A 26,946-nucleotide genomic window follows, 5' to 3' on the forward strand; every position below is an offset into this window, starting at 1 on the left:
CCTGGCGGCGTAAGAGAAATCATCAACGAACTGTCTCAAAAACTTGACGAGCGCACGATCCCGAAGACCATGAAGATCATCGTCGGGTTCACCCATGCCGACAACCCCACCCAGAAATCACCGTCAAGGCTGGCCACTTTCTCACTGATGGCATTGCGGTAGCCAATGACTCCCAGGCTCAACAGCGCAGCCACCTGTGGAATCAGGAGCCGCCTCGACGATTTCACCGCACGAGGATGAGTATCGAGGTCGAGACCGACCATGGAGCCTGCGACATTCGTCAAGATGGTGTTGGAATGGTCGTGGCCCTCATGTGAACCGGCGAAAAGTGAGACGATCACGGCATTGGTATCCCGTGAGTGGTGGGAACCTGAACCGTGCCCGGCGTTGAAGTCCAGCCACTTCGTCCACCGCTTGTTCTCCCGTTTTGTCGGGGAACGAAAAGTCACTGCCACCCAGTCGCCGACGGACAGGGATGCTGCAACCTGACGTGCGAACTCCAAGTGATCGGCACCCACCTGGGCGTAGCGACCGATAGTAGTGTCCTCGTCGACTTCGAGAACTGAAATGTAGGAGCTCTTGAAGTTCTCGGCCCACGTCTCATCGACGGTCTCGACCTTGGCGCCGAGGGCTCTGCCGACCAGTCCAGCTGCCTGATGAGCGTTGAGGTCACCATCGACGACGAGGTAGGAGGCGACACCGGCTTCCCGCTTTGTGACCACGAGAGCGGCCGAGCCTTTTTCCGCTGCCACCCGGATCGCCGCCTGGGCCGATTGGTTGAACGTCGCCGGGTCCAGCCGGGCCTGGGTGGTCGGCACAAATGTGCGCACGTTGATGTGAGATGAGTCGAAACTGTCCATACCCATATCTATGCGCAGAAGTCCGGCGCAGTCGTGGGAGTGTCAGCGTTGTCTTTCGTCCAATCTGTCGATCACACCCACAGGGGTGGCTCCTCACAAAGCAGAATCAGGGTGAACCCATCTGCCGTGTAAGGCCACAGCCGCGATAGTGGAAGCCAGCCAGGCGGGATAAACCGAGGGATCGGTGGTGAAAATTCGGAGCCGAAAAGAGCGAGTTAATAAACCAACATTTTCCGTTCTAACCTCATTCGAACATCCCCGCTCCTGGGGTTTAAGTGCGCCCACCGGCTTCCCTCCCGGTCACTCCCTACTCCAAATAAGCCTCCGGCTATGCCCAACTGGCCGTATGGCGGGGAAGGCGTAAAGGACCTAGATGGTGATCGAACTGGGCCGGAACGGGACTCACGCGCAGCGTGGCCTGCTGCGGCAGGTGTGACATGAAGTCGATAAAGAAATAGGAGTAACCAATCAGGACGTCAGTCAATCTTCAGCCTCCGGCTGCACACGCAAGCGTGTGACCAAGTAAGTGCGTGGCTGAGTGCAGGTGATATGTGAAATAGGCGAGTGGGTTGCGTACCGATACCGGTGTGAAGTTGCGTCAGAGGTGTTGCTTTGACTGCGTGGCTGGGTTCGGGGTTGGTCTGCCTGCTGGCTTGGTCTATAGAGGTTCAGTGTTGCCGGTTGGCTGACGTACGCGCCGATTGTCGGGGACGAATAGTTGAACTGTCGGTGACGCATTGGGACTAAGGGACGAAACGAGGCCGCTTCGCGGCGAAAAGAAACGCTGCGCTGAAGGCGACGCCCGCCAGGGCGGAGCCCTCTTTACTAGTCGGCTATCACGCTCGGCGGCTACCGCCGCAGCGTTTGCTCCCGGCCTGGGCAGTCCGGTCGCGTCGGTGACTTTGCCACTACCGTGGTCTGCTCCGAGCTGCCGGGTGGTCGTTGTTGGGTGCATGTCTTCTCTACGTGCGGCATTGTCGTGGATGAACCATGGCGGTGGTCGCATCTCTGATCCGGGTGATGGATTATCTGTTGCTATGGAGGTCACGTGTCTGTTGTCCGAAATGGCGAGGCTCGGTCAGCGTCGAGGTCGCAGATTCTCGTCCGTTCGGTGTTGAAGCTGGCGTGGGGTCTGCTGTCGGGATTCAGTGTCGGCATGGTTGCCACTCTCGGCTTGGCTCGGTGGGTGCCGGTGCTTGGCGACGTTGCGATTGCCGCGTTCGGAATGGCGTTCATCATCGCTCAGGTGCTGATCGTCGTGTGGGTGATGTCTGTCGTTGCTTGGGTGGTCATAACCGTGAGGTCAGTCAAGCGTTAGACAGTCAAGACCTCTTCTGCCACTACTGCTGTCTATGATCAGAGGTGGTGAGGGCGAGAAGTCTCGTCAACGGTGAGTGAAGGCGGAGGTGGGTGGCGGTGGCCCAAGCGGTCTGTCAGTGGGAAGGGTGCTCGGAGCTGGGTGCATTCTCGACTCGGACGAAACCAACGTGGTGTCTTGAGCATCTTGGGTCATTGCTCAATCGAGCGGGGCTGAAAGCAGTCGACGACTTCCCCGGCAAAGCGACAGCCTACTGGCTCACCGAATGCCTAGTCTGTGGCACGGTGGCTCACTACCGCCTGGACTACATTATCGAGAAGGCGGACTCCGAGAAGCCGTGTCGTGCGTGCTTCTGGTGGCAATGGAACCGTGATCCGCTCGTTAGTCGTGCGACTGAGATCGAGGACGTTAACGCAGTGCGTCAACACGCGGCCGAGATGGGCTACGAGTACTTGGGGGCGTGTTTCTCACCCTCGATGTCTGGAGATCCTCATCGAGTGCAGTGCCGAAGGTGCGGGAAGATTGAAGCTCGTGGAGTCGGTAACATGGCGTGCTCTTGCAGGAAGAGCGGCACTCGTCGGACTCCCGCAAGACAGCCAGGAGCCTCGAACCTATTCAAAGACTCGGGCTCGAAGTTTCTATCGTGGTGGGATCGTGACCTCAATTCAGAGAAGGATTGGCTGACGACACCATCGAAGGCGACGCGAAAGATCCATTGGCGGTGCGCTGACTATGGCCACAAGTTCGTATCGTCACCGGCCGGTCTTTGGAACTGTCCAACCTGCATCGAACGGCGGATGTCTGAGTACCGGAAGGAGACTGATTCCTACGCGGACAAGTCCGTCGCCAACGTTCCGGAGATTCTTGCCTACTGGGCTGACGAGAGAGATCCAGCCACTGTCGCGGCTAATAGCCGCCAACAGTTTGTCTTCACCTGCGAAAACGGGCACAAGGCGCGACGGGCGCCAAGGCTACGCGGATGCCCTATCTGCCGAGGGCAAGCGACGCGACGAAAGAACATTGGGGACTGATGCACGCGGTGGCGACACCCATGATGAGGATGGACAAGCTGAGCGCATTCCGCCGTCCGAATCGATCTCCCACCCAGCCGAAGAAGAAGGCGCTCAACGGTCGCGCCACGAAGGCGACCCCGTACACCGCCAGCGCGGCCAATACCGCCGAGGCTCCGGCTTCTGGTGGGAAGAAGACATCGGCGAGCACGATGACCGTCAACCCGTATATGCCGAAGTCGAACCATTCAACAAAGTTTCCGGTGGCGGTCGCCACGATCACTCGACTGGCCGAACTCGACCGTTTGGTCGGGGTCGTATGCGCGGTCTGTCTCATGTTTCGCACTCTCCTTTGAGTGTTGAGTCGTCAAATTGCACTGTTAACGGGACTTCTCGGATCTGTTCCGCTGCCCGGATCAACTCGGTGACTGGCTGCTCTCAGTCCAGGGCCGCGTAAACTGCGTCAACGATGGCGACGCCCCTTCTGTCGAAATGGTCGACACAATAGCCGCTCGGCAGCCAGCACAAGGCCAGCCCCATGTCCGGGTCGGCCATTGAGAATGATCCTCCAGCTCCCCCATGGCCGAAAGCATTTCGCCCCTTCGCAAAGGGGTAGGTGGGGCCGGGTTTCTGGAAGGCGACTCCGAAGGGCGATTCGACCGCCAAGAGTGAGTCAACACTGCGTACTCGCTCTGTGGTTGCGATCTGGAGTCCCTTGCGAGACCACAGTGAGGAATCCTCGCCGGCGAGGACGCGCTCCATTGCTGCGTAGAGGCCGGCGACCGACCTGGCATTGGAGAACATGTTGGCAGCTGGGAAGTGTGCCCGACGAATCGCAGCGCCGTTGCAGGCTCCGATGGGATCCTCCACTGTTTCGGGGATGTTGTGCACCAACTTCTGTATGATCTCCGAGTAGTTCGGGAGGTCGGGGTTCTCGCCCGGCATAATCACCGGCGATTCCAGATCGGTGGTGATCGCAACTGTCGCGGCTCGGGAAGTCTGTTCCTCCGGGAGCCCGACATACATTTCGAGCCCCACCGTCGCCGTCAGCTCGGTCAGCAGCTCGGAGTAGCTGCGGCCGCTGGCGTGCTCGAAGACGAAGTCCGCGTAGTTGCCCGACACCTGCGGGCTGTATCCGAGATGTGCACCGGCTCTCCACGCGGGTGCCTGTGCGGCCAACCTGTGGCCGAGTTCCTCTCTGTCGTTGGCCGAATTCGTCGTCGTGGCCAGGGGCATGCCTCCGTCCAGATAGGCGAGGCCCGCCTGGTGAGAGAGCAGCTGAGCCACCATGATTTCACCTTTGCCGGACTGAGCGAATTCCGGCCAATAGGATGCCACTGGGGCATCGACGTCCAATTGTCCACGACTGACGAGCATGGCCGCCACCGCTCCTACAACACCCTTGCCCATGCTCTGAATGATCTGCAGAGTCGAGCCCACATAGGCCGTACCACGTTCCCGGTCCGCCACACCCCAGGTCTCGTCGAGCACCGGCTGACCATCGACGAAGACACTCAGCGCCGCCCCGCCGCCCGGATCGAACTCGAGCTGTGCTACGGCGACTTCTTTGACTCGTTCAACGTCGAACGTCATGATGCTCTCTCCCAATCTGCTCGGCCTGTTAGCCGGCATAAGCTGGTCGGAACCGGCGGAGACGCTGGTTTCCCCACCGGCAGCGACTACGTGGTGGTGAGATCACGCTACTCAGGGTCAAGCGCCGACGCCTCAGACCGATGTTGATTCTTGACTGGCATCGGGGCGACACATGTCGGTTCCAATGAATGGGGTCGTCTGGAATATTCGAGGGTGTCGGACGAACTCCGGCTCAGACAATCCATCGACCGTCGGCACACCCGCCACCGCCGACGGTACCAACATTCCAATGGAGGGATCCCCATGGCCGAACAGTTCCGACAGCATCGGATCGACATCCGCGACACCGAGGAATTCGAGCGCGTCAACAGCTTCTACGAGGACTGGCACTCCCCGGGCTACTCACAGATCAGTTCCGCCACGGCGCCATCAGCGGCTCCGGACGGCAGCGCCATCGCCTTCGCCGGCGAAGTCCGCAAGGACCTGCATTCCTCACCCACCTACCGCATCGCACTAACGACGGAGGACGGTCACCGCACACTCACAGAACCCGGCGAAGGAGTGAGTGAACTCAACCCCGCGTTCTCCCCCGACGGCACCACCATCGCCTTCACCTCGGACGCCGACTCCGCAGGAGCGCAGCAGCTCTCCCTGCTCACCGTCACCACCGAGGACGTCGCTTCGGCGCCGGAGGTCGATGGGACCATCGAATCACTGTGCTGGTCGCCCGACGGAACACAGATTCTCCTCGGCGTCGCAGGTCGAGGTGCCGACCTCTCGGGCGGGCAGGGGTCGGGAACGACCACCTCGGCGAAGTCGAGTGAAGACCGGCCCGCATGGATGCCGCAGATCGAGTCCGGAATCCGTCACGACGACTGGCGCGCGGTGTGGATCTATGACCTGAACACGGGAATTGTCGAGCAGCTCGATCTGGGCCTCAACGTCTGGGAATCTTGCTGGAACGGGCCAGGGTCACTGCTCATCGTCGCCAGCGAGTCCCCTGACGAAGGTGCCTGGTACACCGCCGAACTGCTCAGCGTCGACTGCGATTCGGCCACCACCGACCTCCTTTTCAGTCCCGAGACTCAGATTGGCTGGCCCGCGGCCAGCCCGAACGGAGCCCGGCAGGCAATTGTGGAGGCGATCTGCTCCGATCGCTGGCTGGTCGCCGGAGAGATCCACCTCTTCGACCGCAGCGGAGCCACGACGGTTCACCCCCTCGGCACCGATGTCACCCACCTCCAGTGGCTCGACGACGACCGGCTCGCCTTCATGGGCGTCCGTGGGCTCGACACCGTAACCGGTGTCTACGACGTCACTAGCGGCGAAGCTCGCGAACTGTGGGCCAGCGACTCCACCTGCGGTGATCGGTATCCGGTGGGGTCGTTCCTGCCTGACGAGTCAGCAGCGATCGTTCACAACTCCTACACTGACCATCATGGGGTGGCCTGGCTGCGAAACGGGTCAGTGTCACGGATCGCCACCTTCCGACACACCGGAATTGACGAGGTGGCTCGTCGATCCGGTTCGGTCGAGACGGTGTCCTGGAATGCCCCGGATGGCACCGAGATCCAAGGTCTGCTCGTCATTCCCGAGGGCGAGGGGCCCTTCCCTCTCGTCCTCAACGTCCACGGCGGGCCGGTCTGGGCTTGGCGCAATCACTGGACGCTCGGCATCAACTATCCGCGCCTGCTCGCCCATCGCGGCTATGCCGTGCTCCATCCGAACCCTCGTGGCAGCAGCGGACGCGGGCAGGAGTTCGCCAGGGCCGTCTTCGGCGATCCCGGCGGAGCAGACACCTATGACTACATCAGCGGCATCGATGCCCTCGTCGACCGTGGCATCGCCGACCCGAACCGCATCGGCGTCACCGGAGCCTCATATGGAGGCTTCATGTCCGCCTGGCTGATCACCCAGGACCAGCGCTTCGCGGCGTCGGTGCCGATGGCTCCCGTCACGGACTGGTATTCCCAGCACTACACCTCGAACATCCCGTACTTCGATGAGCTCATCCTCACCGGTGGTCCGGAAGACCCTGCCAGCCTGACCTTCGAACGCTCTCCGGTGTGGTTCGCAAACCGGGTGGTCACCCCGACTCTGCAGACCGCAGGAAGCGTCGACGTCTGCACGCCTCCCGGGCAGGCCACGGAATTCCACAATGCCCTGCTGGCTGCCGGGGTGGAATCCTTCTGCTTCGTTTACCCAGGCGAAGGTCATGGGATCAGGAAATTGCCCGCGCTCATCGATCAGACCACTCGCACTCTGGAATGGTTCGACGCCCATATGGGACCGAAAGCCACGCCTGTCTCGACCTCGACGAAAGCCAAGGTTTCGGTCAACTCCAAAATCGTTGCCGAGCCTGCAATCTCCGGAGCTGATGGGCTGTGAAGAACTGGAGCATCGCCGAACTTACCGAGCATCTGGAGAACTCGCCCGGCATCCGCAGCATTTCACCCGAACTTCTCAAGATCATGACCCGCGGCTGGAGTCAGGCTACCGATCCAGCACAGGAATGGGAAGGTACCGCACCCAGACGAGTGCGCCGGCAGACTATCTCAACCGACTTCTCAGGTGAGACTCTCGTCATACCGGCCGGATCCGCACCGCTGCGGACCAAGGAGTTGCCGCATCCATTCCGCCCGTCCTCGGACTTCATGTGGCTCGTCGGTGAAGCCGAACCGCACTCGGTACTCGTCATCGGCCCCGACGACGAAGGAGTGCTCTTCATCCCCGTCCACCCTCCGTTGGAGCATCCCCTGTCGATACTCGACCCTCACGAAGCAATGTGGGAGGGCATGCGCGAGACTGTTTCGGACACCTCGACTCGCCTCGGCGTCGAGACCCGGGATCTCTCCGATCTGCCGGCACGTCTGCGCGGGATCTCTGCCCGTACCGTTCGGAACCTGGATCCCCTGGTCGACGAGCTCGTGGCCGACGATGGTGGTGAGCTAGAAAAACAGATCGCCCGACGACGCCTGTTCAAGGATGACTACGAGATCGCCCAACTGCGGCAGGTCGTTGAGGATACCGTCCGCGGGTTCGAGGCCATCGCCAGGGCCCTGCCGAACGCGCCAGCGCACGGAGAGGCATTCATCGAGGGTGTGTTCACATCCACTGCCCGTGCCCTCGGTCGTGGTGGGTCCTTCACCCCGATCGTGGGCGGAGGCCCCCGTGCGACCATCCCGCATTGGCAAGCGAACACAGGGGCCATCACTCCTGGTGAACTCGTGCTCATCGATGCCGGGGTGGAAGGCCACGAGCTCTATTCGGCGGACATCGCGCGCACCCTTCCAGTGTCCGGACGCTATTCAGAACCGCAGCGAGATGTCCTTGACATCGTCGCCGCTGCCCGCGCCGCCGCGCACGATGCTGCCCGGCCCGGTGCCGCCTTCAGCGCTCCGCACCTCGCAGCAAGGGGCATCCTCATCGACGGACTGGCCGACCTCGGCGTCCTTCCCCATCCTGAGTTCGAGCATCTGGACCCGGCAGAGCGGGGGTGGCGATGGACCCTCCACACGACGAGCCATATGCTCGGCGTCGACACCCACGACGCCATGCCGATCGCGGCCGAGTATTTCGCGGGAACGATCGAGGCAGGCCATGTGCTCGCCGTCGAACCCGGCCTCTACTTCTCACCGTACGACGAATACGTGCCAGAAAGTCTGCGGGGTATCGGCGTGCGCATCGAGGATAATGTCGTCATCACTGACGAGGGCATCGACGTACTCTCCCACGAGCTGCCCGTCACAGCCGACGAGACCGAGGACTGGCTGTCTGCACTGCAGAACGGCGTCGAGGCAACCGTGCCGGGCCGCCCCGTTGCTTCCGGTAAGGTGGCCGCCCCCGGGACAGCGAGCGTGCTCGGGACAACGACTGTTCAGCCATGATCGACCGGGGCGGCCTGCGCTCGACCAACCGGGCACGTGATCGACATTGCCGATTAGAGAAAGTCAGCGCTGTGGTCGTCCCCGGTGGCAGAATCGGAGGCATGGAAGACGAGCTGAAGGCCGTCGCCGAAGGTCTGTCCGCCCGCTTGGGCCGATCAGTCGCCATCGACGATCCCAATATCCGCCTGCTTGCCCACACCGCGCACGACGAGGACATTGATCAGACCCGCATCCGGTCCCTCGTCGAGCGCCGGGGCCCCGAAGAGGTCGTGTCGCTCCTCAAAGACCTCCATATCGCCGAGGCGACGTCCCCGGTGCGCATTCCTCCGCGAAAGGACCTCAAGTTCCTGGCCCGGGTTTGCGTTCCAATCCGCTGTGAGGGTCGACTCTTCGGCTATCTCTGGCTCATCGACGAAGGTAGCAGTGTCACGGATGCCGAGCTGGTCCTCGCTTCCGAAGCTGCCGCAGCCATGGGTCAGCTCATGCACCGGCAGCAACTGCTGGGCAGTCTGCGCAATTCGCGTGATCGGGATCTTCTGCGCGATCTCATCTCAAACCAGCCGACGGTGCGCGAACCCGCAGCCGCGGAGCTAGTCCGTCTCGATGTCCTCCCTGACGGCTGTCCCACGGTGGCCGTCGCCATCCGCGTCACCTCACCGCACTCCGATACGACTGGCGCTCAGGCGGTCACCCTCGATCTGGCGCTGCAAAGAATGGTGCGCAACATCGTTCCGGCCTCGGCCATCTCGCTGAGCCGCTCGGGTGGATTCGGGACCGTTCTCATCGCGGGAGCCTACCTGCCCAGTCACGACATGCTGCGCGGCCATGCGGAACTCCTCATTCGGACGGTAGAGAAGAACAATCAGGCAGCACAAGTGCAGGTGGGACTCGGTCCAGTTCTGCACGGACTGGCAGAAGCCCACCGCACGGTTTCCGGGGCCGAGGACGTGCTGCGGGTCGCCTCGGCGGTGCCGGGTTTCGCAGCGATCGCCCGTTACGAGGAGCTGGGTATCTATCGGCTCCTGCTTCATCTCTCCCATGACGAGCTTCCGCTCGAAGCGGTTCCCGAGGGTTTGCGCCGTCTGCTGCGTGAGGATCGTGAGGGTCAGCTGGCCCTCACTTTGGAGACCTACCTCGATCTGGCCGGGAGCGCTCAGGCCGCAGCGGCCGCACTCAATCTGCACCGAGCGAGCCTTTACCAGCGCATCCAACGCATCGAAGCGATCACCCGGATGAGCCTCTCCGACGGAGGAGACCGTCTGTCCCTGCACCTCGGTCTCAAACTCGCCAGGCTACTTGACATCACCACCTGAACATCGGATCGGCGCAGACATGCCCATTGCGAAACCGTTCCTACTCAGCCCATGACCGTGCCTGAGGAATCCGGGTTGATCGGACGTTTGCGCGAATAGGTTCCAGTGTCAATGCTCAGACCAGAACGCGGAGCCGAATACTGCACGGGAGAGCCGTCGTGGTCGTGTCCGTTCTCCACCGCGGTGATGATCTCGGCCATCAGGTCGCCGATGACCGGCGCGGTCTTGAACTGATTGCCGCTGGTGCCGATCGCAACATAGTAGCCATCGATCTCGGTGCGGTCATAGATCGGAGTCCAGTCACTCGAGACATCATAGACCCCCACGATCCCGCTGGGCCGATTCGGTACTGCCAGGTCGGGCAGACGCTTCGCCGCTCGCGCCACCTGCGAGTCGAAGACCTGCTGAGTCGGCCGCATCTTGGCGGACTCAGGATCGCTCAACCACTGCAACTCATCGCATTCGGGCTCAGTGCCTCCGATGTAGAGCGCGTTTCCGGTGGCGGGACGGATGTACGTACCCAAGTCCATATCGGCGATGATCGGCCCTCCGCCGACGACATAGCCATCGGTTGCCGTGACGTGATGGACTTCCTGCCTCATGGGCCTGGTGGTGATCGTGAAGTCATTCGTTGCCTGCGCCAGAGCGTTCAGATCGGCTGACCAAGGGCCGGCGGCGTTAACAACGATGGGTGCGCTCAGCGTCTCCCGACCGTCGACCTCGACCCCGCAGATCCGACCACTGACTACGTTGACTCCGGTGACCGAGGATCCGAAACGAAAGTCGGCCCCCAGTGTGGCAGAGGCATGGGCAAGATTGCGGGCAGCCAATGAAGGGTCATCGACATAGCCGGCATCCGGGGTCCACAGGGCGCCCAGCACGTCGGCGGACTCGTCCCAGAAGGTGTCATCGCTCAGCGCTCTGGGAGGCCAGTAGCGTCCGTTGTCGAGCCCGGGAATCCGTTCGGCCAGAATATCCGCGGTCCAGTCCTCATAGGGCACCCCGGTACGGTTGAATAGCTTGGCAATGCGTGCCTTCGGAGCAAGGTCGACATCGAGAGCGACCATTCCCGTGCGCCGGAATCGAGCCATGCCATCGGGGTCAACCTCTCCCAGGTGATCCGTCCAGTCCTTCCATCGCAGTTTGGCCTCCCACGCCGCGGCCACACTGTCGAATACCGAGTAGTTGAACCTCACGACCGCACTCGAGGCGGCCGTCGAACCCTGTCCGGGAGCATGATTCCGATCGAGCACCAGTGTTGTGAACCCGGCACGGGACAGAGACAGCGCGATGGAGGTGCCGATGACGCCGGCTCCGACGATGATGACGTCGGTCGGTTGAGCATGAGATGAGTGAAGCTTCGCGGTGTGAGACATGTTCTCATCCTCCTCTTATCTGCCGAACCCGGAAAAGCGACATCTGCTGACAGTCAGCGGGGAGAACGTGCACAGATGTCTGTCGCCGCTCTCGCCGCTGGGATGGGTAGTATCGGATCGTTCTCCGGCATCCAGTTCGCAGATCCTGCCAGTGCCATCCGCTGTCGTAGATCACTCGAACAATCACAGCGACGGATGACAGGGCTGTCCGATGAGGATAGCCCGGGATCTTGAGCTGGCGCGCACGAATATATCGAACCATCTGTCCTGCCTGCGCGGTTGCGGAATCGTCGTCGCAGAGCCGGACGGCAGGTAGACCCGCTATGAGATCGCCGACCCCCACATCGCTGGCGCTCTGACCGCGATCGTGCACGTCGCGCTGGCGGTGGCGGTGGACGAGAATGAAATGTGCCGGGACACTGCATGCACCGAGCCGGCCGCTGCGGGGACGTCGAGCCGCTCCGCTCGACGGCGGAGAATCGGACCAACTCTCTGCGATTGATTAGTCTGAAGTCGCTGAAGCCCTCGGGCGAAGCGTGCTGCGGGCCGGTCCCGGTGCGGAGCCCATCGGAACCTAGCGCAGAGACCGAGTCCCGCCCTTAGTAGTGGAGGGATCTCGCCCTGCTTCCCTCGGCGGTCGTCGGGCTGGTCCTCGACACCGGATACGCGCTCGTATGGTCCGGCTCGGCGGTCGCCCCCGTTACCTAATGGGTGCTGGAGGGAGCCAGTAAGGTCTTCCCCGTACCAAGAGTCCTCGTAAGGGACGTGTCTTTGGCTCCCTCCGCATTTGGCCCCTAAGGTGGCCAACAGGAACAATATTTCGGATCAGATCCCGCCCGATACCGCGGACCACAGAGCTCTAAGGCAAGATCAGATCCCGGCGGCAACTACGGCAAGGTACTGCTAATCACATGCTGAGCCGACGAGCCCTTCCATTAGGACGCTGCTTTGCACGTACCCCGTTCCCGAACTGAAGTACCCATCGTCGATGGAAAGAGCAGGCACCGATGAACGCATACTGCGGTATCGACTGGGCCGAGACCCTCCGACTGATGTAGGTAAGCGGGCGAAACCGTGCCCGACTCCTACAGGAGAGAAAGGCTCATGCTTCGCATCTCCATTTCACTCATCGTCATCATTATGGTGGCGGTCTTCGTCCTCAGTGTCGCCCCGGTCCTTGGATCCTTGCCGGAGACGTTTGAGGCCGACGAGGAGGATTCTGATGTCCATTGATAGTAGTGGTCTGGTTTCGCTCGACATCGCCGAAGAAGAGGCATTGGATCGCGCCAAAGTCGATCACACATCACTGCGCGTGGCAGCCGCGGGTATTGCGATTGAGCTCAAGTCTGAGGCCGGTTTCATCGTGACAACGGACCATCCGTCGCACGCGCGCATCAGTGCGCTGGAGATCGTCGCTGAAGACGGTATCGACGATATGGACGCCATGATTGCCTGGATCGCTGCCCGGCCCGAAGCTCCCGATTATGAGGCCGATGTGGCCGTAGCCAATGAGCTCTTCGCCAGACTGTGGGGTAAGTACATTCGGCTATTCAGCCTCAGACAGCGAGAGGAGAAGCTATGAGCGACGAAAACGGTTCAATCGCGTCGCTGTCCGCTGTGGCGCAGGGAGTTAATGAGGCTACCTCATGCAATCCCCATTGATCAGTTGACAGCTGCCAACTATTAGAGGCCAGAATCAACGAAGTGCTCAGCCAATATTCAACGGATGTGGCGCTTGGGTGCTACTTGATTGGTACGGTGCCACTTGTCCATCGGAGTGCCTAGACCGTTCACGGGTGGGCCATAGGCACTAGGGCAATTTCGTGTTCGTGAATCATATTCCTGCATCGGCGGTCAGTTCGGACAACTGAGTAAGCCTCTGTGAAGTGGTCTCGTCGGCTGGTGTCATCACGGTGAGCCTGTACCCAGTCTCAGCGACGTTGGTGGTGACGAAATTGAGATCGAGCTCACCGACGACGGGGCTGTCCAAGCGCTTCGTTTCCAAATGCTGGAATAAAACGTCATGACGGCTCCATAGTTCGGCAAACTCATCAGAGCGCAGTTGCAGCTCTTTGATGGTCTGCCCCGCGCCAGAATTGGTTGTACTACCGACAGCTGAGCGCAACTGGGCGACCATCCTTGATGCAACGACCTCGTCGTCGATGTAGCGGCTTCTCCATTCTTCATCGGTGAAGAATTGCAGCGCACAGTTTCGCTCGGGTGGCGGTATCTGGTTCATGTCAGTGAATAGGAAGCGGTAAGCACTGTTGTAGGCAACGATGTCGAACGCATTGGTCTGCAGACACGCGGGGTACGGATCGAGCTTGTCGAGCACTGGCTGGTAGGCCGCCGACATGGGTGCGTCCAAGCCGACTGGCCCGTTCGATTCAGCTCGGATTCCAGCGAGACGCTCCATGTGCCGTAGCTCCGCATCGTCGAGGCGAAGTGCTCTGCCAACTGAGGCTAGGACCTGAGTGCTGACGTTGATCGAGCGTCCCTGTTCGAGCCAGGTGTACCAGGTGACGCCGACCCCGGCGAGCACAGCAACTTCTTCACGTCGCAGGCCAGGAGTGCGCCGTCGACCGGTAGCGGGGAGACCGACTTGATCCGGGGTGAGCCGTTCACGTCGGCTGCGCAGGAATGCACCGAGTTCTTGTTGGGTCTCACGAGGTCGTAGGCCGGTCATGTCTCCATCATGCAATACCCGCATCAGCATATCCAGGTTCTGCAAATACCCCTATAAACAGGCTTCTGGTACCGGGATGAAACTGCTGTCAAAGTCGAATCATGACTTCAAGAACGAACGCGCACAATGATGCGCCCCCGCCCATAAACCGAGACCTCAACGAGACCACCGTGCCCACCGGCTCCGAAGCGTCCCCCCCGACTCTGGGCCTGGCAGGCCTGATGACAGCACTGTCAGCGCTACTTCTGTCGGTCGTGAGCTTCGCCGCCACTGGAATCGCCGTGCCGAACATAGGCACTTCGCTGCAGGCAACCGCGGCTGAACAATCACTGGTGGTGTCGGTTTACACCCTTGGCTTCGCTGCCCCGATGGTCGTCGGTGGCCGGTTAGGTGACCTGTTCGGCAGGAGACGCCTCTTCCTGATCGGCATGGCTGGGTTCACCATGGCGTCCCTCGCCTCGATGCTCGCTCCGACAATCACGATTCTTATTGTTGCGCGCGCCCTTGCCGGCGTGAGCGCAGCAGCCATGGTGCCTCAAGTGCTGGCCACCATCACAGCCTCCACGCAGGGACGGGAACGAGCCCGGGCCGTCGGGCTGTTTGGTGCGACTGCGGGCGGCGCTACCGCAGTAGGCCAAGTCCTCGGCGGCGTATTGTTGTCCGTGCCGCTGTTGGGTGCACCTTGGCGAACTGTCTTCGCAATGAGCGTCATCATGGGCGTCATCGCGTTTCTTGCTGCCCTTCGCTGGATGCCAGCGACTAACGCTCCAGGCCACCGTTCTCTCGATCTCATCGGGACGGTGCTACTTGGCTCGGCGCTGCTGGCATTGCTGATCCCCTTATCTCAAGGCGGTGCGCTCGGGTGGCCGGCGTGGTCCTGGGTGCTCTTGGGAGCGGTCCCGGTATTATTCGCGGCGTTCTGGATGCGTCAGCATTCACTGCACCGCAGTGACCTCGTCCCTCTCGTGCCGCCTCCGCTGTTGCGGCTGGGGTCTTACCGGCTCGGCCTGGTAATGGCGTTGATTCTCCAGTCGGCCTTCGGCGCATTCACCTTCCTTTATGCCCTGACCACGCAAACTGGGCTAGGTTGGTCGCCGATGAACGCAGCCCTTGTGCTGCTCCCATTTGCTCTGTGTTTCTTCGCTGCATCGATCTGGGCGGGGAAGCTAGCACCTCGTTTCGGTTTCCGTCGCCTACTCACGATCGGCGGGATCGTGCAAGCTGCAATGTTGGCAGTCACCGCATGGTCTGTGTACGTCCAGAGCGATGACCTGAACCCGTTGACGCTGGCAGCACTGCTGGTCGGTGTGGGTATCGGTCAGGCCCTCATGTTTGGGCCGTTGGTAGGCGCCATGATCGCCGACGTTCCACCAACTTCGGCAGGCGCAGCATCCGGCGTCCTCCAAACTGTGCAACAGGCTGCCATGGGCCTAGGAGTTGCGGTAGCCGGCGGATTCCTGGCTACGGCCTTGACCGGATCGACCACAGCAACATCAGGGCAGATCTATGCGACGGCTCTGGCAGTCTGCATGCTTGTCCAAGCCGGGTTCGCAATAGTCTTCGCACTCTGTGCACTCGCGCTACCTAAGAGGTAATCCAATGATGCCCCTCAGTTCCACCGGGACTGCATCCAAAAAGCTCTGCGCGTGAAGACTGAGTTGTTTGCAGATCCTCACACCGGACATCAGCTGACATCACTCATTCGTCATCGCGCTCATTCTCCCGGCGAACCAATCCGCGTTGGCAGGCTTTCATTGCGTTCGTGCCAAGTTCCCGTATAGTCCGTGCGACGTGGTGAGAATCTAAGTTAAGAATCTCCAGCGAATTGACGCAAGACCCGCCCAATTGAGTGGTCCACTGCACGACAGCGGACATCTCAACCGTCTCATCACCAACCGACGGCCACTAGCGAACTATTCGCTGGTGGCCGTCATCTATGTTGCAGTCTGGTCGGGCGAGCTGTCAGAGAAGCCTTCTGCGTTTCGAGGCCACCCGGCGCGTGCGTGCCAGGGCTAGCTGGTCGGCGAGTTTCGATGCTGCTGGCTTGTGGTTTGTCAGTGGGTCGATGAGGAAGGTCGTGGATTCTTCGTCGCAGTCGTCGATGAGGTGGGTGCGTCCGAAGAATGTGATCATGAGCTCGTCGATGAACCACTGCCCGGACACGGTCAGAGCCGACAGTGTGAGCTCGACACATATGTGGACGTTCGGGTCGTCCGAATATTCGAACACGCGGTGTCGGTAGACGTCGTCAATGTAATAGAACGCGACAGCCTTGCCGGCAGCATAGTCCACACCGTGCGCGGGATCTTCGAGGAGAACCTGGGGGACAAAGGGGAACGGTGATGCGTCGACCTGATGGAGGATGCTGTCGAGGTCTGCGCGGTAGGTGGCCCCGGAGGTCGCGTGGCCATGCTCTGCCGACTGGAGTGCAGTAATGATGGACATGCCCAATTCCTTTCGTGAAGGGTCGTTGTCACCATCACAAGAGAAGGGGTGTCGACGTGGTTCCTCGCCTCCGCTTCAGCGTCGAAACTGGGGGCTAAAAATACGCGATATCCGGGCTACATTTCGTACCCGAAACTGCCCTCAAAACACTCGCGACACCAAGTGGGCCAAAAGTGGCCGAATTGGCCCGATCTCCAGAACACGAAAAACCCGACCCCTCGATGACGCGGGTGCTCTCACCAGGCATTACAGGCAAAATCCCACCATGTGAACGCACAACAGCTCCGAAAACCACCCTCCAGACCCCACTGATGCAGCAACTGACGATCCGAGCGAAAAACAGCACATTCGAGCCAAAAACGACTCGCACCAACCACCAACACCCCCAGGGGGTATACCTCTCAGAAACCACCGCATCAAGCACTCACACACAGCTCAACCACAGCCGGCACACAGAAACACGAAAACCCGACCGCTCGATGACGCGGGTGCTCTCACCAGGCATTACAGGCAAAAACCCATCATGCGAACACATCTTAGGACCGAGAGGCAGCATCGACGCACGTCCCACTATGCCGTTTGATGCAGTTTGATTGCGTTTGCAAACGCGAACCAACTAAGAAAACACACGCAAACAGTGACAACGGTATACGACTAGACATCAAACGTTCACAGACGCAGTCTAGATGCCCGCTGTAATGCTTTAGCGATCAAACGGTAATGAACGTCAGTTAACGATCACGTACTTCCATGTACTAGATCAAAGATCGGCAAACTATCTCAGAACTGATTACCAGTGGCCATGCCGAACTGAACTGCAACAAACAGCATCAAACGACACGATGTGACGCACGCCACTTGGTAGTAAAAACCGGCTCATACGACCCCGATTTGGCCAAACACTACAGGCAATCACCACAACCGTAGGAAACTTTTAATCAGACAAGCGTTCGATTGTCGAGACAAAACCCAAGGTGAGACAGAGTGCTTATATCTATATCTTTTCCTAAAGAAGAAGAATTACTACATTACTACAGCCCCCTAGTTCACGCATGTATGCCTTTTTATTTTCACCAGGGTGTCTCTCTTTTTCTCTATAGGGGGGTGCATGGGTTCGTGAGGAACGTAGTAATAACAGAATCGGACCAAACACAGGCCGTCTGACCTGGACAAACGAGTAAAAGACGCTGCTACAACGCCGGTGGCACCCTGATGAAACAGTAGCTAGCCACCGTTGCACCCGACCCCGACAAGCCCGGCCGCGACCACCAAAAAAGCAGCCACCATACAAACGACGACAGGCCCACGATCCTCACCTGCCGCCAATAGTTGCTCCAGGTCTCTCGGCACGGACGAGACTGTCCGCACAGGCTCGAGGTCTGCCTCGCCTGACGTCGGGCCCAGCAACCGGGCTTTCCGTCGTGAAATCGAGCGTGAGAGCCCCAGGGGCCATTCCGGGCCTGCGATCGCCTCCTGGGGCCCCTCAGGAGCTCCCACCGTGGACGAATCGGCACCAGTGCGGGCTGGGATGTTCTATGCGCGCCTGAGGGCTTCTGGGGGCTCACAGAGCCGGCTCTTCGCGTTCGGCGGGCGCCTGCCAGGCTCGGAGATACCCGGAAACAGTCCGGACCCCTGCAAGCGACTAATCGAACACACGGCCTACCCACCGAGATCGCCGATGCCGGAGAGCTATTCGAACATGCAGTCGCTCGAACCACGAGCTCACCCCACCTCAGTCAACGGAGACAACACAGCTACGCCCTACCAAGAGGACTCGCCATGGGCACAATCGCCATCACCCCACAGACACATTTCGCATGGATATCAACGACCACCGTCTCGTCGTCACCGGCTCCGATCGCAGTGAGGATCGAAGTCACACGAGGATCGGATTTCACTCCCGTGGCCGCCACGACCGTCTTCGTCAAGCCCAGCCGGGATGTGCCGGTCTCCGAAATCATCGCCAACCTCAACGACAACGAAGCGGCAGCTCTTCGACCCAGCGGATTCCTCGACGCCTACTTCTCCGACCAAGCACCATTACCAGCAGAGACAGATGCTGCACTGGCCTCCTTCATCGACGACCTCGGCGACGTTGGGCCCCTGTACTTGGCCGCGGCGAACGTCTCATCGCTGAGGTCGGAGCTTGAATCCAACTTCCCGGAGCTTTTCTCACGCCTGCACTACCGCAGCATCGACGTTGACTCCATCGAAGTCTTCTCCTCGATCTTCTTCAACAGCTCTCGCGTTCGTCTGGTTCAGAGCCCAAGGCTTCTGGATCCGAAGTCGGCCATCTCACTCACTCGTCGCGCGGTGGCCGACTGCCGCATCATTTGGCAGCGCCCGGCTCACCCCGCCAATACAGACGAGAACGCCATCGTCTTGTTTACCGATGTGGAGACAACGGGACTGAGCCATCTGGATGAGACATTGCTCGAAGTCGGAATGATCGCCACCCGCGGGTCAGGCATGGAAGAGATCGGCCGCTTCCAGACTCTCCTGCGACCTCAAGGACTCGACCCCGAGATAATTGTTGCCGGCTTCTCCGACTTCATCGCCGATATGCACTCCACATCAGGATTGACCACCGACTACCTGGCTGGCCCAGTACCCACGACAGTCGAGGCAGATAAAGCAATGGCCGAGTTCATCACGTCTCTACCTGCCAAGCCGGGCTACTTCGGCGGAGCCTCGATGACACTGGACAGGAACTTCCTGGCAGCCAACCTCGACTCCTACGAACTCATCCCAGCCATCAATCTCGATGCCACCTCGGTGACAACAATGGTCAGCACTCTCCTCGACCCACCAGATGTCGCGATGGGCACCGTCCACCGTGCAATCGATGACGTGGAGTACAACATTCGCCAGTTCACCTCGATGGCCGAGACTCTCAAAGCCCGGTCCACGACAGAACCTGCCGCAGGAAAGGTCTGACCAACGATGAGCAACCTCAACGATTTCATGACCGGTGTCGATCGACTGGCCTCATTCGGTTGGATCAAGCCAGGACTGAAGGCGAGTCTCGATGAGTCTCTGGCGAGACTTGCACCGAGCGACTTCGATGCTGCTTCAAAAGCCTGGATCCAAGAATCGGTAGCCCACCCCAATTCTCTCCAGCCGGTTCTGTGCGCCATCACAGCGATCAACGCCAGGTCTGCACAGCAGGCATAGGCTCGACGACCTCAATGAACACTGAAGCGCAGACTCCTCGTGAGCCTCCGCTTCAGTGTTTTGCAATGTGAGAGGTCTCAGCTGCCGAAGCTAGGTCCGATATCCGGTGAGGGTCCCCCAGGTGGCGGTGTACTGAATTCCCGTGCGTTCTGATCGCGCTGGCTAGTGATGGCCCGCATGAGGGCTCCGAGTTGGACTGATCCGTGCCTGCGTTTGAAGCTAGCCAACCAGGCTTGGGCTTTTGCCGGCGAATAGTTCAGTCGTCCCATGATCAGCCTCAATGCCTGATCGTCACTGAGTTCGGTGGTGACGCTGACCATCACATGCCCCTTTCGTTTTTCCTCTAGACAATCATGTTCGTCAATAGGTTCTCCAGGCATCACTGACAACTGACGTGGGGACCCATTCAGTCTCCCCACGTCAGTGGCCAGTATGAGAAAAGCAATCTTCACCCTCGTCGCCGCGGCCATCGCCGCATTCTTCCTCTACACGAACGTCGTCGACACTGACTCCACGAAGGCCGCCGATGAAGCCGCACCGGCCGGCCCTTCGGTCTCTGTCGAACTCAATGACCTCATCGGATCGGACGGTACAGCCACCATCGGCACCGTTGACCGGCAGAAGGCCACCGCCCTTATCGCATCGCTGGAGACCAAGGAAGCCTCATCGATGGGCGGCTACGATCGTGTCCCTCAGTACGGAAACTGGCTGACCGGTGATGATTCGTCAGATCCATCGTTTTGTGGCGACACGCGAAACGACATCCTCAACCGAGACTTCGACGACGTCACCTATTCCCACGACGATGATTGCCAAGTAGCCACCGGCACACTTGATGACCCTTACACCGGTGAGACCATCGATTTCACTCGCGGCCCGTCGACCTCCTCAGAGGTTCAGATCGAACACATCGTGGCACTCGGGTACACCTATCGCATGGGCGCCAAAGATTGGTCCCAGGACAAGCGCGAAGCAATCGCGAATGATCCCGACAACCTCATCGCCGTCGACGGTCCGGCCAACCAGGCGAAATCCGACCTCGGGCCCGAAGACTGGATGCCCACCGACTCAGGCAACCCCGCCTACGACTGCACATTCGTTGCCAGGTACGCATTCGTCGCCGACAAGTACGAACTACCTGTGACACCGGCAGATCGCCAGGCCATGACGTCGACGATCGAGACCTGTGAGAACTGACAAAGCCGGTTGTCTTCAAACACTACCGAGGAGTAGACAGATTCCTTTCACCCTTCGACTGCGACGAAAATCGGCGCATAGACAGTAGTAGTGGCTTCAGCGCCGCTATGTCATGACAGAACGGCAACCCTAGCTTGGGCTGCTAAGTGAAAGGTTAAAACTGAATGAGCACACCCCTCAAGACCACAGCACGACGGGCTGGCATCATCGCTGCCGCCTCGGTCGTGCTGGCTGGCACAGCCTTCTCCGGGCCCGCCATGGCTGCCAAAGGAGAATTCAAGGGCGACCCCAGCTTCACCGGAGTCACGACCAATGAAGAGACCGACCAGCAGGGCGAGAAGGAAAACGCCACAATGTTCGGGGCCTACCTCCCCTCAGTCGGAACTCTTGAAGGTCTGCGCGCCTGGTGCATGGACGCCGGACTCGATTGGCCTTACGCCGACGGCTACTCCCCCAAGGACGTCAGCTCCGAGAAGGACCCAGAGCTGGCCTACATCCTGGCAAAGTGGGACAAGGAGCGCGGTGACAAAGCCGAGCAGATGTCCTATGACATGGCGATCTCCGAGCACGTACACGGCTCGAAGAACCTCAACCATCGCGATATTTTGAAGGCCCGCAAGGTCTCGGAAGTCGCGGGCGGAATTGGCTGGGACATGACGTCGAAGAACGTCAAGGCAGTAGGCAAGTCGACGTTTGAGAATTCGGTCCTTCCGGATGCAGTCAAATACTCAAAGACGATGAGCTCCGAGGCGCAGAAGTACGCCGGCAACGGTCAGTACACGGTGAAGGTTGACGTGACGAAGGACAAGGACGGGGCCACCGGAAAGGCTGAGGTGTCCCTCGTGAACTCCGACGGTGTCAATGTCCCAGGCTTCACCGGAAAGATCTCGGTCGATGGTGGCAAGGCCGAGTCGGCGACTGTGAAGTCTGCGACCAAACCGACGACGATCGATCTGGATCTCGACAAGGGTAAGGCGGTCAAAGTCAACGCATCCTTTGATTCTCTGCCCAGCTCCTCGGTGAACGTCCACAAGCCCAAGGACTATGACGCAAAGGACTACGACCGCTACTCGTTGCAGCAGGTCGTGACCAAGCAGACAGCGGCCGCTGAGGCCGCAGACACTCTGGACGCGAACTCGAGCCCGAAGGTGACAACGAACATCTCTGATGAGTCCTTCATCGGAGGTGACGATGTCTATGACAACTTCACAATCTCGGGCCTGGCTGAAGGACAGAAGGTCGACGTCGAGCACAAGCTCTGGGCCTCGAAGACCAAACCCAAGCTTTCTGATGAGGTGCCTGCCGATGCCAAGGAACTTGGCACTGTCATCTCCAAGAACGTCGGAAATGGTGACCACAAATCGGCAACCGTGACCTTGCCCGATAATTACGCCGGATATGTCGTGTGGACTGAGAGCATCAAGCCAAACGACAACAACGAAGGCTGGGAGGGTAAGTACGGTATCTCGGAGGAGACCGGCTTCTCGAAATACCAGCCGACGGTGAAGACTCAGGCTTCTGAGAGCACAGTCGATTCCCTGCCAGCCAAGGTCCACGACACCGGCACAATTGAAGACTGCGCCCCTGGCTCTGAGATCACGATCAAGACGGAGACCTACTTCGAGTCTGATGGCGTCATCGAACAGTCGAAGGAAGTTCCGGCTGACGCGAAGAAGGTCGATGAAGTCACACAGAAGGTTGAGTGCGACGACGATGGCACCGCCACCTACGAGACGACTCCTCTGGAAATAGACAAAGACGCGATCAAGTCCGGTGAGAAGGGTGCTTTGGCGTTTGTCGTCTCGGGCGAAGAGAACGAGTTCAACACTGAGTTCGCCGATGACTACGGCGTGCCTAGTGAGGTTGTCTCGATCGAACTCCCCACTCCGCAGAAGCCGGAAGCTCCGAAGCCTGAGACTCCCGATGCTCCGGCACCCGAAGACCACGAGGTCAAGACCGGTGCACATGCTGAGGCAGAAGGAGGAATGAACGTCGGCCTCATCGGTGGCGGCCTGGCTGGCCTTCTGGCAGCCGCTGGTGCTTCCACCTGGGCCCTGGTTCGGCGCAACCGCAATAAGGCTGACAACGAGAGCTGAGTGATTTTTCGCTTCAGCGTTGTCACCTCGCACGACTCACCTCTGGGGTTCATCGATCATGGTGGACCCCAGAGGTGTCTGTGCGGCTTGTCGTCTTCTCGAATTGCCGCACGTGTGTTTGGTGTCCATCGAACACGGACCTGACCAGGAGGTATATAAAGTGATCAGCACACGATCCATTGCAAAAACCATGACTCGAACGGCCACAGTTGCCGCGACTGCCGCTGTCGCGTCGACAATGCTCATGGGGGCTGGACCGGCTCAGGCAGTCGGGCTTGGCGGCAGCACCGCTGACCATCCGAAGAGGGTCGAAACGGGCTTTACGCTCTCGGGCAAGGACATCACCGATCGAACCCCACATAAGCCGAAAGATCTGGGCAGCAAATGCAAGGTGCCATCAGGAGCTAAGGCTAAGAAGGTCATCTACGTCAACGGCACAGGCGGGGCTAACGCCACCGTTCAAGCCTGTGAGAAGTGGGAGGGCAACTACTACGAAGCTCACAAAGCCAAAGGCCACGTTGGCTACAACGGGATCGCGGCCAAGAACAAAAAGCGTGAAGGTGATGGCAAGACACCATCGGGCGTCTTCGACATGGGCTACGGATTCGGAGTCAAGGCTGAACCGAAACAGTTCGGTGGCAGCAAATATGTCAAGGTCACCAAGGATCATGTGTGGGTCGATGGCAATGCCACGAAGGGCTACAACACTCTCAAGCGGAAGTCCGACGGTTACAAGGGCGAGTCGATGTACCAGACACCGGCCTACAACTATGGCCAGGTCGTGAACTACAACCCGAAGAACACTCCCGGCAAGGGCTCGGGAATCTTCCTCCACGTCAACACCGGCAGCGGCAAAACAGCCGGATGCGTCTCAGTGTCCCAGTCGGCGATGTTGACCCTGTTGGACTGGGAAGGCTCCGACTCGGCCCAGATGGCAATCGTGAAGTAAGGAGCACAATCTGATGTCTGATCAATCTCGGTCCACGCGACGGCGCCGATGGGTGCCGTGGGTTATCACTGCGCTCATCGTGGCTCTGTTGGCCGCAAGCGGCTACCTGGTTTTCTCCGGACTCAATCCTGGTTCGAAGTATTCGGCAGCCGAAGCCAAGGAGCCTAAGATCGTCCTCGATGATCCGCCGTCGCAGACCGAGATTGATCAGATGGATCCTCAACCTGCCAGCGGCGACCTCAGGGTCCCCGCGGTGGACATGTCGACTGATCTGAAGACGATGAACGAAGTCGGCGGAGTCATCAACCCGCCCGAGCTCTACCCCGCATTTGTCATCAATGGCCGTGCCACGCCGAAAACCCCCGAGGACGGCACGACGATCATCGCCTTGCACTCGGTCCAAGGCGCTACATTGCCAGGCAACAAGCTCATCAACGTGGCAGCCGGAACCCCCGCGGTGAGTGCGGGCCAAGAAGTCATTGCGCAAGACCGCAGTTTCACCATCGACAAGGCATATTCGGTGACGAAGTCTGATATCTCCGACGAGGAGGATGTGTGGTCAGACGAGCCGGGCAAGCTCGTCATTCTCACCTGTTTGCAGCGCACAGCGGGCAAATCGGTCGAAAACGTCATCATCATCGCTCACTCAAACGAATTGATCGAGTCTGACTCGAGTACTTCCTCCGACTGATCTGAGCTCACATTGAGCACCGACCGTCTAACTCGGACGGTCGGTGCTCTCTGCCATTGCCGCACGTAGTGAGAGTATGAGCAACCTCAATCGCGTACAGGCAGGCATCCCCGAAGGTGGGCAATTCTCAGAAGCTGCGAAGTCACGTCCGCAGGCTTTGGCAGAGCTCTCTGCGAGCCTGGCTGTGGCCGCCGCCGACGATGACGAGATGGACTTCGATGACGACATGGACGGGTTCTCGGTACGTGAGGACATCGGACTCGACCGTCTCTCTGGCGCCGACCGGAATGCAGCAGCCCAGTTCCTCTCTGACGAAGACGGGTTCCGCCAACGTCGGATCCGCATGAAGTCTGCCGCCGATGCAATGGCCAACATCGACTCACGGGTGAGGACCGTTCGTATCAGCATCGATGAACCCGACATAGGACTGTCCAATGCCACAGTCGTGCACGCGTTCAATGACCGTGGCGAAGACTTGGGAATCGATGTCGGACAAAAGCAACGCTTCAACGCCGAGTTTGCTCATGCCGGTTTCGATGCTGAGGAGGTCCACACTTCGGTAGGAGAGTACGTGAGAGGACCGTCCCCGTTTCATCGGGCCGACGAGGGCAACCAGCACACGTTCTTGGTCACTCGCACACGCGAGCTCGACGACCTGCCGGACCAGTCGGCCATCAACCGAACGGAGAAAGTCTCAGCAGACCTGTGCAGCCGGCTGGAGGACCCAGAGTCCGCATTCGCCTACCAATCAACTGATGCCGGAGAAAACACCTATCTCGTCCACTCCTCAACTGGCGGCCAGGTGACCACAGAGTTCGTTGATTTAGACACCACCGGGGACGACGCAGACCTGACAAATCAGGAGGTCATCAGCCAAGGACAATCGATTCGCGATCGCCTCGACACGATCAGGTCTACCGGAGTCACCGCGACACAGCGTGCGGAATATCAGGCACTTACCGGGCGCCTTTCAATCCTTCGCGAGAAGATGGAAACCGACTACTCGACAATCCTCAGCCCTGCGAGGACGCCGAACAAGGACGGTTATGAGGCTGGTGACGAAATCGCGCGAGGAGATGGGGCGACCTTCGAGATCAGCGACATCGATTCCAGCGGAACGATTACGGCAGTCGGCAATACGATCGACTCCCCTGCGGGACCCCAGACGTTCAAGCCTCACGAGGTGAGCCTGGACCGTTCATGGGTCCAACGCTCAGCACGCCAACATTCGATCAAGCACTTCGGAGTGCCGCAAGATGAGGGCTGAGACCAACTTGCGCTATCGCCGCACGTAGTGAGGGTATGAGCAATCTCAATCGCGTACAGGCAGGCATCCCCGAGGGTGGGCAATTCTCTGAGGCCGCGAAGTCGCGTCCGGACTTACCACCACTGGATGAGAACCTGGCCCAAACGTGGTCTCAGGAATACGTGCCCTCAGTCAATGCTGATGCTTCGATGGACTCGTTGGAGGACTCGATTGCCCAGATGAGCGATGAGCAGCGCCGTGAGCTCTTGGAGACTGAGGAACAGGCCCTGGATTCGACTGATCCTGAGGAGCTGACCGAACTAGCCTCTCATCCATCGCCTCTGGTGCGTGGCGCCGTCGCTGCCAATGAGTCGATGGATGAGCGGGCGCTGGTGACGATGCGCGATGACCCGGACCCGTTCGTGAGGGTCTCAGCGCTGGAGAACCCGAACATGAGCGACCACGCCGTCATCCAATACGCGAAGACTCGAGCCGGTGACGATGAGCTGCGAGCCTGCCTGACCGGGCGCGAGGACAACGCTGCTGTCGCAGCAGCGGTGGCTGCCAACTCCAGGACTCCACCAGAGACGCTGTCGCAGTTGGCCTCTGTTCGAGACGACACTGTTCAGGCCGAGATCGCGGCTAACCCCTCTGCGAGACCTGAGGCGCTGAACTATCTCTCCGCCCACTCCAACCCGGCCATTCGAGCAGCTGTGGCAGCGAACCCGAATGTACCCGCGAGAACGTTCGGCACTCTGGAACGCGAAGGAGATCCCAACGTTGCCGGAGTCATCGATGCACAGCGCCGCAACCATAGCTCAGCCTTTTACGACGGCAGAGACGTCTACGAAGCCAAAGCCTGGAACAAGGACCAGAAGGCCTACCGCAAGCATGTGAAGAAGATGGCCAAGCGGGGCCTCGATGAGAAGGGTCAGCCTCTCCCTCAGTCACAGCTGGGCAAGGGCCGGCGTCGTGGTGGAAGGCTGGGACGTCGCGTTGTCTCCTACTGGGTGCTGCGTGGCTCCTATGACATTCTGCGCGGCAGCGTGAGGGCAACCATGCGCATGTTCAAGTAATAGACACGAACCACGACAGGTTCCCACTC

22 protein-coding genes and 1 pseudogene are annotated in these 26,946 nt (G+C 59.8%); 16 read left to right on the forward strand and 7 right to left on the reverse strand.

Features of this window, described 5'->3' with window-relative positions:
* Positions 1-35 precede the first annotated feature (35 nt).
* Positions 36-860 carry a hypothetical protein gene (locus tag INT40_RS16740; RefSeq protein WP_193096547.1) on the reverse strand — a complete coding sequence of 275 codons (825 nt, stop codon included), beginning with the start codon at positions 858-860 and terminating at the stop codon, positions 36-38.
* A gap of 1,048 nt (positions 861-1,908) precedes the next feature.
* On the opposite strand from INT40_RS16740, the gene INT40_RS16745 reads away from it, so the two are divergent.
* Positions 1,909-2,178, forward strand: a complete 270-nt coding sequence (locus tag INT40_RS16745; RefSeq protein ID WP_193073180.1) for a hypothetical protein — start codon at positions 1,909-1,911, stop codon at positions 2,176-2,178.
* Positions 2,179-3,162: 984 nt separating this feature from the next.
* Here INT40_RS16745 and INT40_RS16750 read toward each other — a convergent pair.
* Together INT40_RS16750 and INT40_RS16755 are read right to left on the reverse strand one after the other, a co-directional pair.
* On the reverse strand, positions 3,163-3,525 hold the full coding sequence (locus INT40_RS16750) for an MFS transporter (protein WP_193073181.1): 363 nt from the start codon (positions 3,523-3,525) through the stop codon (positions 3,163-3,165).
* Between the two features lie 101 nt (positions 3,526-3,626).
* Positions 3,627-4,781 carry a serine hydrolase domain-containing protein gene (locus INT40_RS16755; protein WP_193096548.1) on the reverse strand — a complete coding sequence of 385 codons (1,155 nt, stop codon included), beginning with the start codon at positions 4,779-4,781 and terminating at the stop codon, positions 3,627-3,629.
* Between the two features lie 303 nt (positions 4,782-5,084).
* Between INT40_RS16755 and INT40_RS16760 the strand changes: the two genes are divergently transcribed.
* The 3 genes from INT40_RS16760 (at position 5,085) to INT40_RS16770 (ending at position 9,981) form a co-directional block, all read left to right on the forward strand.
* Entirely contained in the window at positions 5,085-7,169 is a 2,085-nt protein-coding gene (locus INT40_RS16760) for an alpha/beta hydrolase family protein (protein WP_193096549.1), read from the forward strand.
* On the forward strand, positions 7,166-8,668 hold the full coding sequence (locus INT40_RS16765) for an aminopeptidase P family protein (RefSeq protein ID WP_193073187.1): 1,503 nt from the start codon (positions 7,166-7,168) through the stop codon (positions 8,666-8,668). The genes INT40_RS16760 and INT40_RS16765 overlap by 4 nt, the downstream gene beginning before the upstream one ends.
* A gap of 101 nt (positions 8,669-8,769) precedes the next feature.
* A complete protein-coding gene (locus INT40_RS16770; RefSeq protein ID WP_193096550.1) occupies positions 8,770-9,981 on the forward strand; it encodes a PucR family transcriptional regulator in 1,212 nt (403 codons plus the stop codon).
* Positions 9,982-10,025: 44 nt separating this feature from the next.
* Here INT40_RS16770 and INT40_RS16775 read toward each other — a convergent pair whose 3' ends face one another.
* Complete coding sequence (locus tag INT40_RS16775) at positions 10,026-11,357, reverse strand: NAD(P)/FAD-dependent oxidoreductase (protein WP_193073190.1); 1,332 nt, start codon at positions 11,355-11,357, stop codon at positions 10,026-10,028.
* 211 nt (positions 11,358-11,568) lie between these two features.
* Here INT40_RS16775 and INT40_RS20745 point away from each other — a divergent pair.
* The 3 genes and pseudogenes from INT40_RS20745 to INT40_RS16785 all read left to right on the forward strand — a co-directional run bounded on the left by INT40_RS20745 (position 11,569) and on the right by INT40_RS16785 (position 12,939).
* A pseudogene (locus INT40_RS20745) lies at positions 11,569-11,859 on the forward strand (helix-turn-helix domain-containing protein).
* A gap of 602 nt (positions 11,860-12,461) precedes the next feature.
* Entirely contained in the window at positions 12,462-12,590 is a 129-nt protein-coding gene (locus tag INT40_RS21055; protein ID WP_264298427.1) for a hypothetical protein, read from the forward strand.
* The gene (locus INT40_RS16785; RefSeq protein WP_193073193.1) at positions 12,580-12,939 is read left to right on the forward strand and encodes a hypothetical protein; all 360 of its coding nucleotides are present in this window, start codon (positions 12,580-12,582) and stop codon (positions 12,937-12,939) included. The genes INT40_RS21055 and INT40_RS16785 overlap by 11 nt, the downstream gene beginning before the upstream one ends.
* Positions 12,940-13,191: 252 nt before the next feature.
* Here INT40_RS16785 and INT40_RS16790 read toward each other — a convergent pair whose 3' ends face one another.
* Entirely contained in the window at positions 13,192-14,073 is an 882-nt protein-coding gene (locus INT40_RS16790; protein ID WP_319022016.1) for a helix-turn-helix transcriptional regulator, read from the reverse strand.
* Positions 14,074-14,144: 71 nt separating this feature from the next.
* On the opposite strand from INT40_RS16790, the gene INT40_RS16795 reads away from it, so the two are divergent.
* Complete coding sequence (locus tag INT40_RS16795) at positions 14,145-15,638, forward strand: MFS transporter (protein ID WP_193096551.1); 1,494 nt, start codon at positions 14,145-14,147, stop codon at positions 15,636-15,638.
* Positions 15,639-16,005: 367 nt separating this feature from the next.
* Here the strand turns inward: INT40_RS16795 and INT40_RS16800 are convergent, their stop codons facing one another.
* Positions 16,006-16,488, reverse strand: a complete 483-nt coding sequence (locus tag INT40_RS16800) for a hypothetical protein (RefSeq protein WP_193073196.1) — start codon at positions 16,486-16,488, stop codon at positions 16,006-16,008.
* A gap of 1,779 nt (positions 16,489-18,267) precedes the next feature.
* Between INT40_RS16800 and INT40_RS16805 the strand changes: the two genes are divergently transcribed.
* Positions 18,268-19,425, forward strand: a complete 1,158-nt coding sequence (locus tag INT40_RS16805; protein WP_193073197.1) for a hypothetical protein — start codon at positions 18,268-18,270, stop codon at positions 19,423-19,425.
* Between the two features lie 6 nt (positions 19,426-19,431).
* Complete coding sequence (locus INT40_RS16810; RefSeq protein ID WP_193073200.1) at positions 19,432-19,662, forward strand: hypothetical protein; 231 nt, start codon at positions 19,432-19,434, stop codon at positions 19,660-19,662.
* A 77-nt stretch (positions 19,663-19,739) separates the two neighbouring features.
* On the opposite strand, the gene INT40_RS16815 is transcribed toward INT40_RS16810, so the two are convergent.
* Positions 19,740-19,982, reverse strand: coding sequence for a hypothetical protein (locus INT40_RS16815; protein WP_193096552.1), 243 nt, complete (start codon positions 19,980-19,982; stop codon positions 19,740-19,742).
* A gap of 112 nt (positions 19,983-20,094) precedes the next feature.
* Here INT40_RS16815 and INT40_RS16820 point away from each other — a divergent pair, with 112 nt between their 5' ends.
* The 6 genes from INT40_RS16820 to INT40_RS16845 all read left to right on the forward strand — a co-directional run bounded on the left by INT40_RS16820 (position 20,095) and on the right by INT40_RS16845 (position 26,917).
* Positions 20,095-20,859, forward strand: coding sequence for an HNH endonuclease family protein (locus INT40_RS16820; protein WP_193072937.1), 765 nt, complete (start codon positions 20,095-20,097; stop codon positions 20,857-20,859).
* Positions 20,860-21,023: 164 nt separating this feature from the next.
* Positions 21,024-22,955, forward strand: coding sequence for a hypothetical protein (locus INT40_RS16825; RefSeq protein WP_193072935.1), 1,932 nt, complete (start codon positions 21,024-21,026; stop codon positions 22,953-22,955).
* A gap of 190 nt (positions 22,956-23,145) precedes the next feature.
* A complete protein-coding gene (locus tag INT40_RS16830; RefSeq protein ID WP_193072933.1) occupies positions 23,146-23,904 on the forward strand; it encodes a L,D-transpeptidase family protein in 759 nt (252 codons plus the stop codon).
* Between the two features lie 13 nt (positions 23,905-23,917).
* Positions 23,918-24,595 carry a hypothetical protein gene (locus tag INT40_RS16835; protein ID WP_193072925.1) on the forward strand — a complete coding sequence of 226 codons (678 nt, stop codon included), beginning with the start codon at positions 23,918-23,920 and terminating at the stop codon, positions 24,593-24,595.
* Between the two features lie 76 nt (positions 24,596-24,671).
* Positions 24,672-25,862, forward strand: a complete 1,191-nt coding sequence (locus INT40_RS16840; RefSeq protein ID WP_193096553.1) for a hypothetical protein — start codon at positions 24,672-24,674, stop codon at positions 25,860-25,862.
* A 35-nt stretch (positions 25,863-25,897) separates the two neighbouring features.
* Entirely contained in the window at positions 25,898-26,917 is a 1,020-nt protein-coding gene (locus tag INT40_RS16845; RefSeq protein WP_193072920.1) for a hypothetical protein, read from the forward strand.
* The last annotated feature ends 29 nt before the right edge of the window (positions 26,918-26,946 follow it).

Source organism: Brevibacterium sp. FME17, from assembly GCF_014897515.1.
Taxonomy (GTDB): domain Bacteria; phylum Actinomycetota; class Actinomycetes; order Actinomycetales; family Brevibacteriaceae; genus Brevibacterium.